The organism is Marinilactibacillus sp. 15R (assembly GCF_001895285.1).
Classification (GTDB): Bacteria; Bacillota; Bacilli; order Lactobacillales; family Carnobacteriaceae_A; genus Marinilactibacillus; species Marinilactibacillus piezotolerans.
In genome coordinates this window covers 832,012-849,001 of the sequence record NZ_CP017761.1, presented here as the reverse complement: position 1 = coordinate 849,001, position 16,990 = coordinate 832,012, and the positions used below count along the sequence as shown (strand labels likewise).

Genomic DNA, 16,990 nt, shown 5'->3' with positions numbered 1-16,990 from the left:
TAATCATTCTAGACTTAACAAACCTAATAGTCAATATACAATTATTCTATCTTTAACCTATATTGAAAATTTATACAATTTTTAATCAGAAAACAAATAGATATAGCGATACTAGAAAAATCTGCAGAAATATTATCAAAAATCCAGTAACAATGATCATACCTACTGTTGCATCATGATTCAGTGGTTTAAAGGTCTTGTTACTAAAGAAATAAAATGTTCCGATTGTAGCGGGCCAAGTCGTAATGACTTGTAACAGAAATTTCATCATTTCAAAACTTCCCATCAACTGAGCAACAATCGTTCTGATAACGATCCATAATGTAAATAGTACAAGAGCCAGCCATAACGTGAACTTTATATTTTTTATTACCTTAATCCTCTTAAAAAATTTTATACCATTACTGATTACTATGTTTTTATTATAAAAACCACTATACTGAATATCGCATTAATTTATATTGTTTCTAGAAACTCGCCCACCGTAAGTTACTTAGAATGAATTATGCACTTTAAACTAGCACTTTAATTTCTTAATAAGTTTTTGCTTTTTCATCATTATAATTAAAACTTACCATAAATGGATATAATTGTTAATCAAGTCTATTCAAGGTTATTATGTATATTGCATAGTAATTCATTTATTTTCAATTCATTATTTTCGTATTTAATACTAAAGTTATTAACAAAAAGTACAGCGACCCAGCTGCTGCTTTTGGATCACTGTACTTCATTATATTTTATTATCAGTTAAAACTCGTCTTCTTCATCTATTTCCAAATCATCTTCTTCATCTTTCAAAGACCATTCTATAGTACTTTGTTTACTAGTATCTAATATTGCAGTTATGGCACTTTCAATTGAGGAATCAATCATTTTCTGATTAATGGCTTCCAGCAACATTGGTAAATTAACACCGGTTATAATCGTGGTTTTATTTTGAATTTCTATTGGTAAAGAGCGAATTGCAAGTGTAGATTGATTATACGGACTCGCTCCAAATAAGTCAGTAAAAATAATCACACCTTCATTTTTATTTACCTTATTAATTCCTTTTGTTATCTTCTCTTGTAGTATTGAAACGTCATCTTGTTGTTCTAGACTTATAGGTACTATATCATCAGTACCCCCTATTATCAGTTCTGCAGCATCTATTATCCCTTTACTCATTTTTCCATGCGCAGCCACAACTATTCCAATCATAAATAATTACCTCCTTATTATTTTTTCTAAAAAATCAAATGCCATATTCATATTCGCTTCATTTATTTCTTTCTGTTTTAGACTATCTCTTTCTAACTGAAAAGATTGATCATTTTTTTTCATACTGGTTAAAATCAGTACATTTTTAACATCAGTAATCTTTTTCTCAACTTGAATAATAGGACTATCTAAAACAAATAATTGTTTATTCTTACTGATCTGATACATTGGTTGGTCTGCTCCTACACTGTCTAATAAATAGATCTCTCCTTGGCAGTTTTGAATTAATTCATCTAATCCTGCTTGATTATATGTGCCTGAATCTAATAGAGCGAAAGCCATTTCTTTAGTATGGTACTGATTCATAAACTGAAGTAATAACAGCAGTGACGAGGTATTTCTAACTGAATTATTTTTTTCCGGCCAACCTGTTGATATTTTTTTTAAAATAATAAAGTAAAAAGCGTAAAATAAAGTAGTGAGTATAGAAGGTAATGATACAAAGTTATAGACTTGATAAATTGGTATTCCCACAAAAAGCGTAAATAATAGACCAATTCCTAAAAAAATAATCGATTGAATCGCTATTGATTTCACTGTATTTTTTTTATTCAACTTATATTCATTTAAATGATAGGATTTGTGTTGTGATATGGGCGTATCATAATAGGTACAAATTATTTTTTTTGCTTTTTTTATATTCCCAACATATATATTCTTCCCATAATTATTTTGTCCAAATGGATGTACATACGCTTTTTTGCCTAACTTTTCTAAGTCAAACAATATACTATCTATAAATTTCCCTTTTTGTTTGTCCGTTTGTCTTGTACCTAATATATAGTTGTATCTGATAAACCAATCTTTCTGTAGCTCTTCACTCTCCATATACAATCACCCTTTTTTACATCTTTATATACCAAATTTTGCTAATACATCTTTTAAACTAGTTTTTGGAGAAGAAGGCGTTGCTTGAAAATAAATATTTTCAACTCCATACTCTTCATTCAATTCCTTTAGTTTTAATGCGTCTTCTTTATTTAAATAAACAGATTTAGTTACTAAAATATCTTTTTCAGGGTTCTTTTGTGCAATTCCACCGATATTTATTTCTTTCATCGGAATTCCGTATTTAACTAGTTCATACATTGTGTTTACTGTTTTAGCTATTAAAATACTACTATATTCTTTAAACTCGAATTCATCCCAGTAATATTTACATTTTTCTAAAGTCATTACCACTGTTTTTTGTCCCGTTCGACTTCCAGCACTTTTGTATAGGCTTTTCATAAATTTATCTTTTGCGACAACATCATCTACTACAAATATTGAATTTACATTGTTCCTTTTTGAAAGTGTCACCATCACCTGTCCATGAATCAAACGTTCATCTACTCTTGCTAAATTTACTTCTCCCATAATTCTCTCCCATCCTCTTTCATAATATAGTTACTTTTTACAAAATACCGACTGCAGCCAGTACAATCAAAATTCCTGTTAGCCATAGTAACGCACGAGTAACCTTCAATCCTTTTTTACTGTAATAATAGTAAACACCCAAGACTACAACCAGCGGTAACAACCCTGGGACTATAGAATCTAAAGTTTCTTGTAAAACAAAAGGCCTTCCAGAAATTTCAAATGATAATGAAGAGGAGACTTGTACATAGTTTCCAGCAAGTATCCCCATCATAAATAATCCGAGAATAGATAACAATTCGATAGCATTCTGAACTCCAGCACTTTCCATCAAACTGGTAGCATTTCTACCTGTTGAGAAGCCTTGTCGTGCAAAAAATAACCCAATCAGAACTTGATACAATGCAAACCCAATAAAGGGGAATAATGAACCAAGGGGATTCCCATTTTGTGCCCAGGGAATAGCAATAGCAATAAAAATATACTGAATTGTCCCTGAATCGATCGAATCTCCTATACCTGCTAAAGCCCCCATCAACCCAGCTTTAGTGTTATACATCAAGTCATCTGTCATCGTAATTTCTTTATGCTCATGTTCTTGTTTTGCCCGTTCCTGCTCCATCGAAGACATTAATCCAGTAATAATGCCTCCACCCCAAGTTAACTGAGTATTAAAGAAGAGTAATTGTCTTTCATAAGCATCTCTCAATTTGTCGTCATCTTTATATAATTTTCTTAAAACAGGCATCATCGCCCATAATAGCGATGGTGCCAAATATCTTTCGAAAGAATGTGGGATTTCATTAGCGAAATGCCAGCGTAAATAGGCTTTTGATACATCTTTATGTGTAATTTCTTCGGGATTGTTTGTAGTGTTTGATAATGTAGATTGATTATTATCCATTTTTTCCATCCTCTCTTAGATAATATTAAAAGTCATCGTCGTCTTCGTCGTCATCAAATTCATTTGTCACAGGGGTATTTGTAGTAGTAGCTGCACTTGTATTGCTTTTTGCTAAAACAAATATAGCCGCTATTAATGTTCCAATAATTGCATAAGTAACCATTGTAACGCCTAAATCTTGAAAAATAACACTCATAAAGTAAGCAGCTAAAAAGAAAACAATGTACTCTTTACGCCCAATGACATATATAGTTGTTGCAATACCAATGGCAGCTAGTCCTCCTCCAACAACTTCTAGAATGTGTAATATAACTGTCCCTTCTAAAGCGGCTATGACGTCAGCAATAACTGGCGCGCCCCAAAATAGTGCGATAAAAACTAAAGGTACAAATAATAAAAGTGATGCAATCGTTGGATAAATTATAACGCTTCTCGTTATTCCTGAATGATCTAGCTGCGCAACTGCTCTGTCTGTTCTTTTTCCAAGGAATGTATTGATAAAAAATCTAAACTGATATAGATAGGTTCCCAATAATCCTACCGGCACTGCAATAGCAATGGCTGCTTCAGGCTGTAAATTCCCGAGTAATGCTACTGGTACTGCAATTGCCGCTGCAATTGATGGCTCTGAAGGCATGGTACCCCCTGGAGAAAATACTCCCATATAAATTAACTGAATAGCTGCAGTGACTATCATAGCATCTGCCACATTTCCCATTACGATACCCACAACTAAACCAGTCATTAATGGAGAAAATCGCAGCATTAATGTCGCTCCGCCTAAAAAGGAACGAGACATTACAGCTCCTACCCATAGAGCAATTATTAAGCTTTGCCAAACTGTTAGCGTTTCCATAATTGTTTATCTCCTCACTTGTTAATATAATTTTCTAATTCGTTCAATGCCTTGCTTAATTTTTCTTCATTTATTTCAATTGGAAGTAAATGTACTTTTTTCTTTTTATTAATTAAGTAAATAATTTCTTTCTGTTTTTCTTTTGATAAAGGGTAAACATTCATTTCAGTTAAACTCTTCGGTAAATTCAAACTGGTATAAAAGGGAATCAACTCATCAATCACTTCCCATTCCCCTTCAAGAGCTAATTGAAACAAGATACCATATGCTACTTTTTCTCCATGTAAAAAATCATGTAATTCAGGTAAAGAAGCAGACAACGCGTCATGCATCGAATGCGCTACAGTGTTTCTTGCATATTTGCCTCCTAACCCTCCTACCAGTCCAGCAATTCCTATCACTATTTCAGATACATGTAAGAATTCTTTTGATGCTACTCCATTTTTCATATCTAAAATAGCTGTATTTGCTTCTGATAATATTTTATTTTTACACATTAAAGCAGCATACCTAGCCATATCTGCAAAAGGTTCCTCAATAAATTTTTGTTGTTCTAAAATCATATCTGATTCATACCATTTAGCAAGGGTATCTGCAATTCCAGCTATAAAATAATTTACAGGTGCATCAATAACTAGCTTGGGATTAATCAGTAAAAAAACTGCTTGTCTATTTACATGTTCAGTTTTACCTTCTGCTAGTCCATTTTCTTTATACATAACAGATAACGGAGTCCAAGATGCACAATTGCTAGCAAGTGTAGGAATAACTCCAAAAGGCACATTAGCTAAATGACAGGTATATAAAGTTAAATCAGCCAATTTGCCTCCGCCTACTCCTATTACAAAATCAATATTTTTTGAATTAATTATGTTCGCTAATCGTTCACCTTCTGAGTAACTACATTCCCCACTATATTCTTGATAGTATAATTCATACTGATCAGGAAAAACTTTTTTTAAAAAAGGTTGAGCTTTTGTCCATGAAATAGTCCCGTGAATAATGAGTATTCGTCTAGGTTTATATTCATTTAAAATATTTGGAATAAATTCAAAAGCATCTTCATTATATCTATAAAATTGAGGCCCAACTTTTACACTCAAATCTATACTCATATCACACTACTCCATTCAAAATTCCATTCTCTTTCTGTACAGCACAATAAGGTAATTGATTGTTCAAGATATCCTCACAATCATTCACACACTTTGTTCCCATACCTTCGAGACACTCCAATGTATAAGCGGAAGTATGCGGAGTGACGATAACGTTTTCAAATTTTAAGTAAGCATGGTTAGATCTTCCAGGTTCAACCTCTAATACATCTGTTGCAAACCCTGCTATTTTTTTAGATTTTATTGCTTCTACTAGGGCCTGTTCATTAATTAATGCTCCCCTGGCAGTATTGGAAATAAAGACATTATTTTTCATTTTGCTTAATTCTTCAGTAGATATCATATGGAAATTATCTTTATTTAAACTAGCACATAAGCAAATAACATCTGATTCTTTAAGTAACTTATCTAAATCGACTTTTTTTGCTCCAAATCTCTTTAATTCTAAGTCTGTTTTATATGGATCATATCCTAAGACCTCACATCTATAGCCATAATGTAGAATTTCTGCAACTCTACTACCAATATTCCCTATTCCAATTACCCCGACCGTTTTATCACTCAATCCTCTTCCAGTAAATTCCGCCCGGTTTTCCCACTTATCTTCTAAAACATTTTTATAAGATTCTGTTGTGCGGCGCATTACCGCTAATAGGTTTGTAATATTATTTTCAGCAACTGCATCTCTCTCTATTAAAGGGGGAACAATGCTAACTATAGTATTGTGCCTTTTAGCTGCTTCTAAATCTATATTGTTAAACCCTATCCCATGTCTGGTTATTAAATTCAAATCATCTTTATTTTCAAAAAATTCACTAGTGAAGAAAGGCGTTACACTAGCTATGATTATGTTATATCCTTTTAGTTTTTCAGCAAGGTCTTTCCCTTTAATATCGCTCTCAAACTCAAACCGTTTGACTTCTCCTAATTTTTCCAATCTCTTAAGATGCTCAGGAAAAACCCTTCCAAAGCTACTGGAATTTACGATAGCTATTTTATTACCCATTTGCTTTCCTCCTTACTTTTCAATGACCTTGTGTCCACCAAAACCATTTCGCATACTTGCTACTACTTTTGCTGAAAAACTATCATTAATTTTTGTTGAATTCCTAGCAAATAAAGCATTAGAAATCGCAGGAACTGGAATCCCTAAGCGTAATGCTTCTTCAATTGTCCATTTACCTTCTCCACTAGCATCGACGATTCCTTTTATCTTATTCAGTTTTGGATCTTCAGAAAAACTTTCTTCTATCAATTCAATTAACCAAGAACGGATAACAGAACCATGATTCCAAACAGAGGCCACTTCTTTATGATTGAATTCAAACTCACTCGCTTCTAAAATATCGAATCCTTCTCCAATAGATTGCATCATTCCATATTCAACTCCATTATGGACCATTTTCAAATAATGGCCGCTCCCAGCTTTACCAGTATATAAATATCCTTTTTCACATGAAATTTTCTTAAATAATGATTCCACTTCATCAAATACTTCTTTATCCCCTCCAATCATTAGACATGCTCCATAACGAGCACCTTCCATTCCTCCGGAGGTTCCACAATCTAAAAATCTTATACCCTTTTCTTTAGCAATACTATAATTATTCATACTATCTTTATAATTTGAGTTTCCACTATCAATCAAGATATCTTCAGGACTTAGCAAAATACTTAAATCATTTACTAGCTGATTCGTTATTTTCCCCGCTGGAGTACTTAATAAAATTATTTTTCTTTTTTCAAGAGATTCAAATAGTTCTTCTAATGAATCAACTATATGTAATCCTTGTTTTCTGCCTATTTCTTTTACTTCATCCGACAAATCATAACCAACGCTATCTACATCACTCTCCTTTAAATTCAACAAAAGGTTCATGCCCATCTTGCCTAATCCTATAATTCCTATTTCCAATTCGGCTCCTCCTTTATTTAATATAAATACATAATACATGAAATATTATTTATTGTAAACACTTACAAATAAAAAATATTTTTTATTTGTGTTTTATAGTATACTTTCCTTATGATATATATTAATTAACAAACTTATTCTATTAATGGAGGCCCAAATCATGTCACACAATTATTTGCAAAAGCTTTTGTTTCCAAGAAGAAAACATTTTAATGATACTGAAAATTTAATAGCCGACCATCTTCTTAAATTAGGAGGAGACGTTGTTAACAAAACTTTGAGTAGCCTTTCGGAAGAAACAGGCGTATCAGAAGCAACAATATTTAAATTTGTTAAAAAAATTGGATTTGAAGGGTTTCAAAATTTTAAAATTTCTGTTGCTTCCAATTTTAGAGAGAACGTCCCTCACGAAGGTGACTTAACCGCTTTTACAGACATTAGCAAAAATGATAGCGCTCTAGTTATGGCTCAAAAAGTGGTCAACTCTAGCCAAGTATCTTTAGAAAATCTAATTAATTCTCTCAATGAAAAAGAACTATTGGATGCTTTAAACATTATTAATTCCTCGGAGACTATTCACTTTTTTGGACAAGGCGCTTCTTCCGTAGTAGCTTTTGATAGTTATCACAAATTTTTACGAACAAATTTTCAATGTAATTATATTTTTGATTACCACATGCAACTCAGCTATGCTACTAAACTTACCCAAAAAGATTGTGTATTTCTATTTTCACATTCCGGAAAAACCAATGAGACTATTGAAGTGGCTAAAATTTTAAGAAAAAATGGTGTAAAGATCATATCCCTTACCGGAAATCCAAATTCTAAATTAGTAAAGCTTTCTGATATATCTTTTGTCATTTATTCTGAGGAATCTACTTTCAGATCTGAAACCTTAACTTCTCGAATTCTCTATTTGACGTTGATAGATATTTTATATGTTAATGTTATGTATCATAATGAAGCTGAAAATAAGAAGTCTCTTGATAAGATAAGAAATGCATTAAATGTGACAAAAACTGGAGGATGATTTTATGGTTATTAAGGCAATCGTATGTGATATGGATGGCACACTGCTCAACTCAGATAATAATATAGATCTACAAACTTTAAACAAATTGAAAGAACTGCAAAAAACGGGAATTCGACTTATACTAGCTAGCGGCAGAAGTTATATACGACTACTACCCCATGCACGTAGTTTAGATATGAATATTTATGATGGAATAATTATTGATGTAAATGGCACTTCAATTTATGATGTAGGTTCGAAGAAACGAAATAGACTTGGAATTTTAGAATCAGATCAGATTAGAAAAATAAATGAATTCTTTTCTCTATTTAACGTAGAAATTCAATACAGCCAAGATGATACCATATATACGTATTTACCCGAAAATATTTATAAGCTTAAAAAAAATATTCGTGGAGAAATGAAACTGCCAGAAGATTACCCATGGATGGGAGGAATGTATGGGTGGTTATGTGATACCCGAGATGGCTATCCTAATCAATATATGATTCGGAATCTGAACGACTCTCCTAGTTTCTGTAATAAAATTTCTATTGTTCAAGATCCTCACTATATGACATTTTTAAAAGATACTATAGCAGGTCATTCTTTTCTTACAGACTACGAGACCGTTTTTTCTGATGAAAGAAAAATGGAAATTACAAATAGACACGTAACAAAAGGCAATGCCTTGAATCTCTTTCAAAAAAAATATAATATTGGTAACGAAGAATTATTGGTTTTTGGGGATAGTGAAAATGATATTTCGATGTTTAAAGACAAAAAATATTCAATAGCTATGAAAAACGCATTACCTTCAGCTAAACAAAAAGCAAACTTTCATGCAGATGACCACAATAATGCAGGTATTTTTAAGATGCTCACTCAGTTTGAAAAAGAGGGGCTATTTCAAAGCCTTTCAGTTAAATAACCCTTTATCTAAAAAATATTGATAAGACAGATGCGATTACAATATCAAGGGAGACGAATATTATTGAAGCAAGCCACAACCAGTCTATCGTTTCTTCTAATCTTGACCGTGTTACATTAGCTGACTTTGAAATTTGTCTCTCTTCATTAAATTTTATCCCTAAAAGTATGAGCACAAAAATCGAACTAATCGTTACTGGTTGTAAAAGCCTTCCTCATTAAAATAGGCATAAATGATTAAAGCAATCCATACCAGTATCGTAAGACCTCTAAGTACATACCCTTTATCCATTAGACTACTCCTCTTCTCTAATAGCAATGAGACTTATTTGCTTAAATTCGTTATATTTTTTTAGTATTCTATACTTCCTTTTACTAGTAGAAAACGATAAATGAATATTCAAATTCTTTCTACATAAATTCCTGAACAATAAAAATATTTACTTATGTATAAAATATACTATAAAACATAATAAAATGTAACTGAGACAAAAGTCTTCATTGTCTAAAATTTGAAGTGTCGGAAACCAAGAACACCATGAAATCAAAATTTGATTTTGATTTCTAGCTCGTTTGCTCTCAGTCTCTATCTTTATTGTTACGCAGACCAATTTCTCTAAAAATAGATACTTTGCTTAAGTATAGAAATCTGACTGAGATGAGCTGCTTTTATCTGGTAACTGAATGGAGATCTCTTAGTGGGTTGATTGATATGCTGCTTCTATCTGGAAACTGAGTGGAGATCTCTTAGTGAGTTAATTGATATGCTGCTTTTATCTGGCAACTGAGTGGAGATCTCTTAGTGGGTTGATTAATATGCTGCTTCTATCTGGCAACTGAGTGGAGATCTCTTAGTGAGTTAATTGATATGCTGCTTTTATCTGGAAACTGAGTGGAGATCTCTTAGTGAGTTAATTGATATGCTGCTTTTATCTGGAAACTGAGTGGAGATCTCTTAGTGAGTTAATTGATATGCTGCTTCTATCTGGAAACTGAGTGGAGATCTCTTAGTGAGTTAATTGATATGCTGCTTTTATCTGGAAACTGAGTGGAGATCTCTTAGTGAGTTAATTGATATGCTGCTTTTATCTGGTAAAGTTCATTTAACTGTGTAAAAACAAAAGCCGCATGCAGATTAATCCAGAACCAAAACAAACAGATACAAGAATGAACTGAGAATAGTCTGAAATTCGCTTAATTAAAGAAGTACCCGCGAACTGAATTTATTTAAGCTGAAAACCATCGAACAGTGGTGTAGTTATTATGAAAGAGAACCGACGACTTGCATAGGGATTTTGAACTTTAAGCTTCTCATTACTTCCGTTTTTTTCTACGTTAATATTATGGCTTTTTAAAATTTCAATCTATGTAACGGCGCATGAAATGATCTAAAATATTACGTTTATAACTTAATCATTTATTATCAATTTTAGATTTAGCTAATGAATTATCCATTATCATTACAAGTGTATAGAAAAAAACAAAGAGCCTGGGACAAAAGCCTTAACAAAATAATGAGATCCGCTGAAAATCTACTTGAGATTTCAGCAGATCTTATTTGTTTATGTAAGAAAAAGGAGCACGGCTTTGGATATAATAAAGTCATCACAACAAATCATAGAAAGGATGCTCCTTATGTATACTCAATATACCATGGACCAAACTGCCTTACCATTAGAAATGAACTGTTACTTACCAGAAAATCATATCGTCTACTCTATTCATCAAGTTGTGGAAGATTTAGATGACTCGCAATATCACTTAATTGAAAACGACTTTGGTCGCCCGGCTTATCACCCGAAAGTTTTACTCAAAACACGACTACTTACCTATTCAGACGGGATCTTTCCCTGTCGAAAAATCGAAAAAATGATGCAAAAAAATATATCGATGCAATGATTAGCAGGTCAAACGTTAGTATCTTACCGTACACTCAATCGATTCAGGGTATCCGAGAAAACTAAAGACATTTTACAAGATCTTTATTGTACTTTTTCTTCGGTTAAAAGAAGAACAATCGTTTCAAGGTAAAGCATTATTTATAGATGGTACAAAGTTTGAAGCAGATGCCAGCCAATAAATATAGCTTTGTATTGGAAGAACTCTGTAGATCGATTCTACTCGAATTTAAAAGAAAAAGAAATTCAATTCTATGAAGAAGAGATCGCTCCACTCATCAACCAAGCGATTGAAAGGGATCAAAATCAGGGTTTACTAAAGAAGAAGGCACTCAATTTACAGTAAATGTAAACTTGATGTAGAACCAACTTTCGGATAGGTGAAGATCAATTTGACATTCAATCGATCTTCATGGTCAATAAACAAGAAGAAACCCTGAAAGAATTGTAAAAATTCAATTCTTTCAGGGTTTCTCTATACTTAAAGATTTTCAAAGACTTTTGTCCCAGCGCCTTAGAAATTATACTATTTTGGTGCTATAGATGCTTCGTAAATTGATTTAATTGCATCTGATAGATGTTTATCGAATTCTTCTTCTGTCTGGTCCGCACTTAAATCTTGTGATAAAGCACGAGAAAAGCTTGCAATCAATCCTTTATTTTTAGAAAGTTTTTCGTTTGCTTCTTCTCGGCTATATCCACCTGATAAAGCAACTACGCGTAATACATTAGGATGTTCACTGAATTCAGTGTATAATCCAGCATTGGTTGGAATGGTTAACTTCAACATAACTTGTGTGTCTTCATCCAATTGATCCAAGTGTGATTTGATTTCAGCTTTCAATAATTCTTCTGATTCCACTTTATCTTCACTATAGACATCTACTTCAGGCTCTATGATTGGCATCAGTCCCGCTTTAACAATCTGCATAGCAACTTCAAACTGCTGATCGACAACCTTTTTAATGCCTTCTTTATTTGCTTCTTTGATGACAGAACGCATTTTTGTTCCAAAAACATGATGGTCAACGGCTCTTTTGAGCAATTGGTCCAAATCTGGCATTGGTTTCATGATTTGAACACCTTCTGCCTCTTCTGCTAACCCTTTATCAACTTTAAGGAAAGGAATGATTCCTTTTTCTTCCCACAAGAAATCTGCAGTATATTTATCATCAATCAAGCGATCCATTGTGTTTTCAAAAAGAATCGCACCTAATATATATTCGGAAGTAAACGAAGGACTTTTTATGACCCGTGTTCTCATCTCGTGAACTAGAGTAAACATTTCATCATCTGTGGAGTATGCCGTTTCCGGAACACCATACGCTTTTAATGCTTTTGGCGTACTTCCGCCACTTTGATCCAGCGCCGCAATAAACCCTTCTCCAGAACCCATTCGTTTCAATTGTTCTTTATTCAATTAAACCATTCCTTTCGTATAATAAACTTAGTATATCTTTACTCTTTTATTATAACGCTCCTACATTAGATTGTTAAAGGAAATCACTTTATTTTCTCTAAGTTATTTCTGAATATACGCCGTACTTCCTGTCGCTGTCTTTTCAACAATGATATGTGCAGGAATGCGTGTCTTTAACTCGTCTACATGAGAAATAATACCAACTAATCGACCTTTCTGATGCAGATCAAGTAAGGTCTGGACCGCCATATCCAATGAATCAGAATCCAACGTTCCAAATCCTTCGTCCACAAATAGAGTATCCACGCTGACGCCGCCATTCTGGTTTTGAATTACATCACTTAGTCCTAACGCTAACGCTAGTGAAGCTTTAAAGGTTTCCCCTCCAGATAGCGTATGCACACTTCTTGTTTTTCCAGTGTAATGATCAAACACTTCCATATCCAATCCTTGTTTCCCGGAACCTTTTCCTTTCTCTAGTTGACGCTGCAGCTCATAGCGGTGATTGGTCATTTGGCTGAATCTTTGATTGGCTGCAATCAGAATTTCTTCAAAATAGATGCCTAAAACATACCGTTCAAATGAGATATAATCTGTCTCTTTGGATCCATTGGCCAGGGTAGAGAGTGCTCCGTACAGTTGATATTCTTTCTCCACTTGACTGCTTTGTTTCTGATAATCTTGAATTGCTTCTGTAGCTCGTTTGTTCTGTGAAGATGAGGTCAGCAGCTTATCTCTTTGTGTTTCACACTCACTCGCTTGGGTCTTGATTTGAATTATTTCTGCTTCATATACTGATTTCTCTTTGATTGGACCAACTGTTTTCAGGTTTTCCTCTATTTGTTTTATTCTATCCTGATTGACCAGCACAGCCGTTCTATATTCTTCTATTTCTTTGACAAACGTTTCTTTTTCTACTTCTTCCAATAAATACTCTGCAAAAGCTTCGCCCAATTGACTAGTTTCCTTTAACTGCTTGAATTTTTTTATCAGCTGTTCTTTTTTGGCTGTCGTTTCTACCAGTTGAGATTCAGTCAGCTCAATAGCTGTTTTAGTTGAAGCTAATTCGCTTTTCAGTATACTCATATTGTTTTGAAGTGTTTTATGAGTGGTTTCCGTTGTTTGTATATACTGCTCTTTTTCTTTTATAGCTTGCTGGATAGCCTGTTTAGATTCAGCATTCAGTTGTCCTTTTAGCTTGGCTTGTTCTTCTGTTAATTCTTGTTTTCTAACTGTGGCGAAATCGATAGTAGACTCACATTTTTGGAGATCTGTCCTAATACGACTTTCTTCTTTGCGCAACTCCTCCAGTTTTCGTTTCAGATCTGCTTCTTCACCTGCTTGCTTTTCTCCTGTTTCAAGTTCTTTCTTGAACACCTGTAACTGGTTTTGAAGTTCTTGCTCTTCTGCTACACCTTTATTGAATGCTGCACCTGTTTCTGAAGGATCGATTTCTAAACGAGCAGAACGAGATTGGATATCTATTGTAAGATTTTCCAGTTTCGCTGAGACTTGTGTAAATCGAGTATTTGTTTCTTTTTCTGCCAGCTCCAATGCTTCCAGTTCCTCTTTTGTCAGGCTTTCTTTACCTCCCGTTGCTTTAGCTGGATGATGGACAGATCCACACACAGCACAAGGTTCACCCTCAACTAGTTCTTTAGCCAGAACACTCGCTAAGTTTGAGTAGTAAGCCGCTTTTCCTTTGACGAGTTCATGATAAGCTTTTTCTTTTGCTGCTTTTACTTCGATATAAGTTTTGTTTAATTCGACCTCTTCTTTTTGAAGAGCACAAATCCTATTTAATTCTTCATTGCGGTTACTTAATTGTTGAAGCGTTTCTTTAGAAGTTGAAATGGTTTCTTTCAGGTCTTCGAGTTTAATCTTTAAGTCTGCGATCAGCTTTAAGTCCGTCTCTGTTTTTTCAGTTGTTTTTCCCACTTCCTCTAACGCTTCTTTCAAAGTTTCGCATGTTTCCTGTTTCTCTTGAATTATTTCTTCTTGTTGTTTGATCAATTGCTCTTTTTCTTCTACTTGATCAAAGACTTTCCATTCATCATTTAGTTTCGTAATTTCAGTTCGAACAAGTGCTAACTGATTAAGTTCTTCTTTTACAGCTTCCAGTTTTGCTGATTCTGTTTTTTCTTTTTCGATTAACTCAGCTTGCTTTTCTCTTAATTCTTCAAGCTGAGTCGTTTTATTTTGGATCTGTTGTTCTGTTTCATCCACTGTCGTCTTAGCTTCAACTATTTTTTGAGCTTCAGTATGCTTTTGGACTGCTGATTCTTTTTGTTTGATGGTGTCTTCTCTGGTATTCAATTCATTTTTCTCATTTGTATATTTTTCTTGCTGTTCCAACCAGCCGATGACTTGTTCATGTAATTTCAGTTCATTTTGATAGTGAGAAATTTTTTCTTTTACTGCTGATAACTCTTTTTCTTCTTTATCGATACTCTCTTCCAGAACGGCCAATGTTTTTTCCACATCATACTGTTCAATAGCTTTCTCCAGAACTTCATTATCTTCGATCGCTATACTCGAAAAAGCTTGTTTTATAGCCTGTGTATGGCTTTTACGCTGGTCTTCCAGAATCTTGGTTCTGGTTTTTAGCTTTTCTTGAAACTGCTCAATCTGCTTAGTCTGAAAAATATTTCTGAAAATAATTTCTTTGTCGCCACTGTTTGACTCAAGCATCTTTTTGAACGATCCTTGCGGCAGCATAACAATTTGTCTGAACTGGTCATACGTCAGTCCTAAGATTTCTTGGATCTCATCATTGGCTTCTTTTACTTTGGTCGTGACTTTACCGTCTTTGTGTAATTCCACATTTGATTGAATCTGTTTTGTTTTTGAACGTGATCCAGGACCGATTTGTGTTGGTTCACGGCGAATAAAGTAGCTTTTTTCTCCTAATTCAAATTCAAGTTCGACGTAACAGAGATCTGTATCTTTAGCGAACTGTGATTTGAAAGTATCTTTCTGGCGAGAATCTCCGCTTGCCGAATCAAACAAAGCATAAGCAATGGCATCAAATATCGTTGTCTTACCTGCTCCAGTTGGTCCGCTGACCAGAAATAAAGAAGACTGGGCTAACTGAGTAAAATCTATTTCAACTTTGCCTTTATAAGGACCAAAAGCATTCATGACTAATTTTAATGGGCGCATCAGTTTTCTCCTTTCTGGACTTCATTCATTACTAGTTCTACAGCAGACTTTTGATTTTCGTCCATCGTATCTTGTTTGTAAGTCGTATAAAAATCTTCAAACAGCTCTACCATGGACTTTTTCTGAAGCGTTTCTTGTGTCTGCTTCGCTGTTTTTGAATCATTTCTTTCGCGACCAACATACTCTAATCCCATTGCAAAAGGATAGCGTCTTCTCAACTGATTCATCGCATCCATCACGTAATTTTTATCTTCAAGCTCAAAAAAAGTATAATGACTAGATTCACTTTGCATTAATTCTTCAAATGTCCCACGCAGTACCTGCATATCTCGTAACGGTTCGATTTCAATCGGCTCTACTTCCAATTTATCTTTCTCGATTTCAACGATCCAGCTTTTCTTCTTATGAGGAACTTCAGATTTTGAGTATTTCAATGGCGATCCACTATATCTGACTTTTTCCCATTTCACTTTCTGGGCTTTATGCAAATGTCCTAGCGCAACATAATCAAAGTCTTCAAAGATGCCAGCATCCACAAATTCCGCTGTACCAATACTTAAGGGTCTTTCTGAATCAGAATCTTCTACTGACTCTTTTGTCTGATTCACAATATATCCATGTGCAATCAGAATGTTTGTTTCTTCTAAGTTCATACTTGCTTTCATTAATTCTATTTGGGCTTTAGTAGCATCTTCCAAATCTTTGATATCGTCTTGTTCCAGCAACTGTCTGACAGTAATATGATCGGCAAAAGGTAATAAATAGAAATTCACACCATTGATTGTTACTTTTCTCGGTGTTTTTTTAACCATTCCCTCAATAAATAAATTGCTCGTTTCAAGTAGCTCTGCAGCATATTCTAACCGTTCGTTACTATCATGATTACCGGCTATCGCTAACACTGGAATACCTGCTTCTTTGATTAATCTGGTAATGATTTTATTTGCCAGTGTCACAGCTTCTTTCGGTGGAATTGCCCGATCATATAAATCTCCTGCCATAATCAATACATCAATTTTCAATTCTTTTACTTTATCAACTAACTGATTTAAATAATATTCTTGATCTTCCAACATAGAAAATTCATTAACAATTTTTCCGATATGCCAGTCTGCTGTATGTAAAATCCGCATGTCCAGTCTCCAATCTCTACTCT

At 33.9% G+C, this 16,990-nt stretch carries 15 protein-coding genes; 3 read left to right on the top strand and 12 right to left on the bottom strand.

The window, feature by feature from the left end; translation table 11 throughout:
- Positions 1-85: 85 nt before the first annotated feature.
- The 9 genes from BKP56_RS04175 to gnd form a co-directional block, all read right to left on the bottom strand.
- Positions 86-271 (bottom strand): hypothetical protein, encoded by a 186-nt coding sequence (locus BKP56_RS04175; RefSeq protein ID WP_072693845.1) that lies wholly within the window; start codon positions 269-271, stop codon positions 86-88.
- Between the two features lie 479 nt (positions 272-750).
- A complete protein-coding gene (locus BKP56_RS04170) occupies positions 751-1,203 on the bottom strand; it encodes a PTS sugar transporter subunit IIA (RefSeq protein WP_072693844.1) in 453 nt (150 codons plus the stop codon).
- A 6-nt stretch (positions 1,204-1,209) separates the two neighbouring features.
- Entirely contained in the window at positions 1,210-2,091 is an 882-nt protein-coding gene (locus tag BKP56_RS04165) for a hypothetical protein (protein WP_072693843.1), read from the bottom strand.
- Positions 2,092-2,115: 24 nt separating this feature from the next.
- Positions 2,116-2,622: a PTS system mannose/fructose/N-acetylgalactosamine-transporter subunit IIB gene (locus BKP56_RS04160; RefSeq protein WP_072693842.1), complete on the bottom strand. Its 507-nt coding sequence runs from the start codon at positions 2,620-2,622 to the stop codon at positions 2,116-2,118.
- Between the two features lie 37 nt (positions 2,623-2,659).
- On the bottom strand, positions 2,660-3,526 hold the full coding sequence (locus BKP56_RS04155) for a PTS system mannose/fructose/sorbose family transporter subunit IID (RefSeq protein WP_091895677.1): 867 nt from the start codon (positions 3,524-3,526) through the stop codon (positions 2,660-2,662).
- Between the two features lie 25 nt (positions 3,527-3,551).
- Complete coding sequence (locus tag BKP56_RS04150) at positions 3,552-4,382, bottom strand: PTS mannose/fructose/sorbose/N-acetylgalactosamine transporter subunit IIC (RefSeq protein WP_072693840.1); 831 nt, start codon at positions 4,380-4,382, stop codon at positions 3,552-3,554.
- A gap of 14 nt (positions 4,383-4,396) precedes the next feature.
- On the bottom strand, positions 4,397-5,497 hold the full coding sequence (locus tag BKP56_RS04145; RefSeq protein ID WP_072693839.1) for an iron-containing alcohol dehydrogenase family protein: 1,101 nt from the start codon (positions 5,495-5,497) through the stop codon (positions 4,397-4,399).
- A 1-nt stretch (position 5,498) separates the two neighbouring features.
- Positions 5,499-6,503, bottom strand: coding sequence for a D-isomer specific 2-hydroxyacid dehydrogenase family protein (locus BKP56_RS04140; RefSeq protein ID WP_072693838.1), 1,005 nt, complete (start codon positions 6,501-6,503; stop codon positions 5,499-5,501).
- Between the two features lie 12 nt (positions 6,504-6,515).
- Positions 6,516-7,451 (bottom strand): phosphogluconate dehydrogenase (NAD(+)-dependent, decarboxylating), encoded by a 936-nt coding sequence (gene gnd / locus BKP56_RS04135; protein ID WP_198033985.1) that lies wholly within the window; start codon positions 7,449-7,451, stop codon positions 6,516-6,518.
- Between the two features lie 121 nt (positions 7,452-7,572).
- Between gnd and BKP56_RS04130 the strand changes: the two genes are divergently transcribed.
- The 3 genes from BKP56_RS04130 to BKP56_RS13755 all read left to right on the top strand — a co-directional run bounded on the left by BKP56_RS04130 (position 7,573) and on the right by BKP56_RS13755 (position 11,253).
- On the top strand, positions 7,573-8,442 hold the full coding sequence (locus BKP56_RS04130; RefSeq protein ID WP_072693836.1) for a MurR/RpiR family transcriptional regulator: 870 nt from the start codon (positions 7,573-7,575) through the stop codon (positions 8,440-8,442).
- 4 nt (positions 8,443-8,446) lie between these two features.
- Positions 8,447-9,355 (top strand): Cof-type HAD-IIB family hydrolase, encoded by a 909-nt coding sequence (locus BKP56_RS04125; RefSeq protein WP_072693835.1) that lies wholly within the window; start codon positions 8,447-8,449, stop codon positions 9,353-9,355.
- A gap of 1,652 nt (positions 9,356-11,007) precedes the next feature.
- A complete protein-coding gene (locus BKP56_RS13755) occupies positions 11,008-11,253 on the top strand; it encodes a transposase (RefSeq protein ID WP_198033984.1) in 246 nt (81 codons plus the stop codon).
- A 525-nt stretch (positions 11,254-11,778) separates the two neighbouring features.
- On the opposite strand, the gene BKP56_RS04115 is transcribed toward BKP56_RS13755, so the two are convergent.
- The 3 genes from BKP56_RS04115 to BKP56_RS04105 all read right to left on the bottom strand — a co-directional run bounded on the left by BKP56_RS04115 (position 11,779) and on the right by BKP56_RS04105 (position 16,967).
- A complete protein-coding gene (locus BKP56_RS04115) occupies positions 11,779-12,672 on the bottom strand; it encodes a fructose bisphosphate aldolase (protein ID WP_072693833.1) in 894 nt (297 codons plus the stop codon).
- 102 nt (positions 12,673-12,774) lie between these two features.
- Positions 12,775-15,834, bottom strand: a complete 3,060-nt coding sequence (locus tag BKP56_RS04110) for an AAA family ATPase (protein ID WP_072693832.1) — start codon at positions 15,832-15,834, stop codon at positions 12,775-12,777.
- Positions 15,834-16,967: an exonuclease SbcCD subunit D gene (locus BKP56_RS04105; RefSeq protein ID WP_072693831.1), complete on the bottom strand. Its 1,134-nt coding sequence runs from the start codon at positions 16,965-16,967 to the stop codon at positions 15,834-15,836. The genes BKP56_RS04110 and BKP56_RS04105 overlap by 1 nt, the downstream gene beginning before the upstream one ends.
- Positions 16,968-16,990 lie beyond the last annotated feature (23 nt).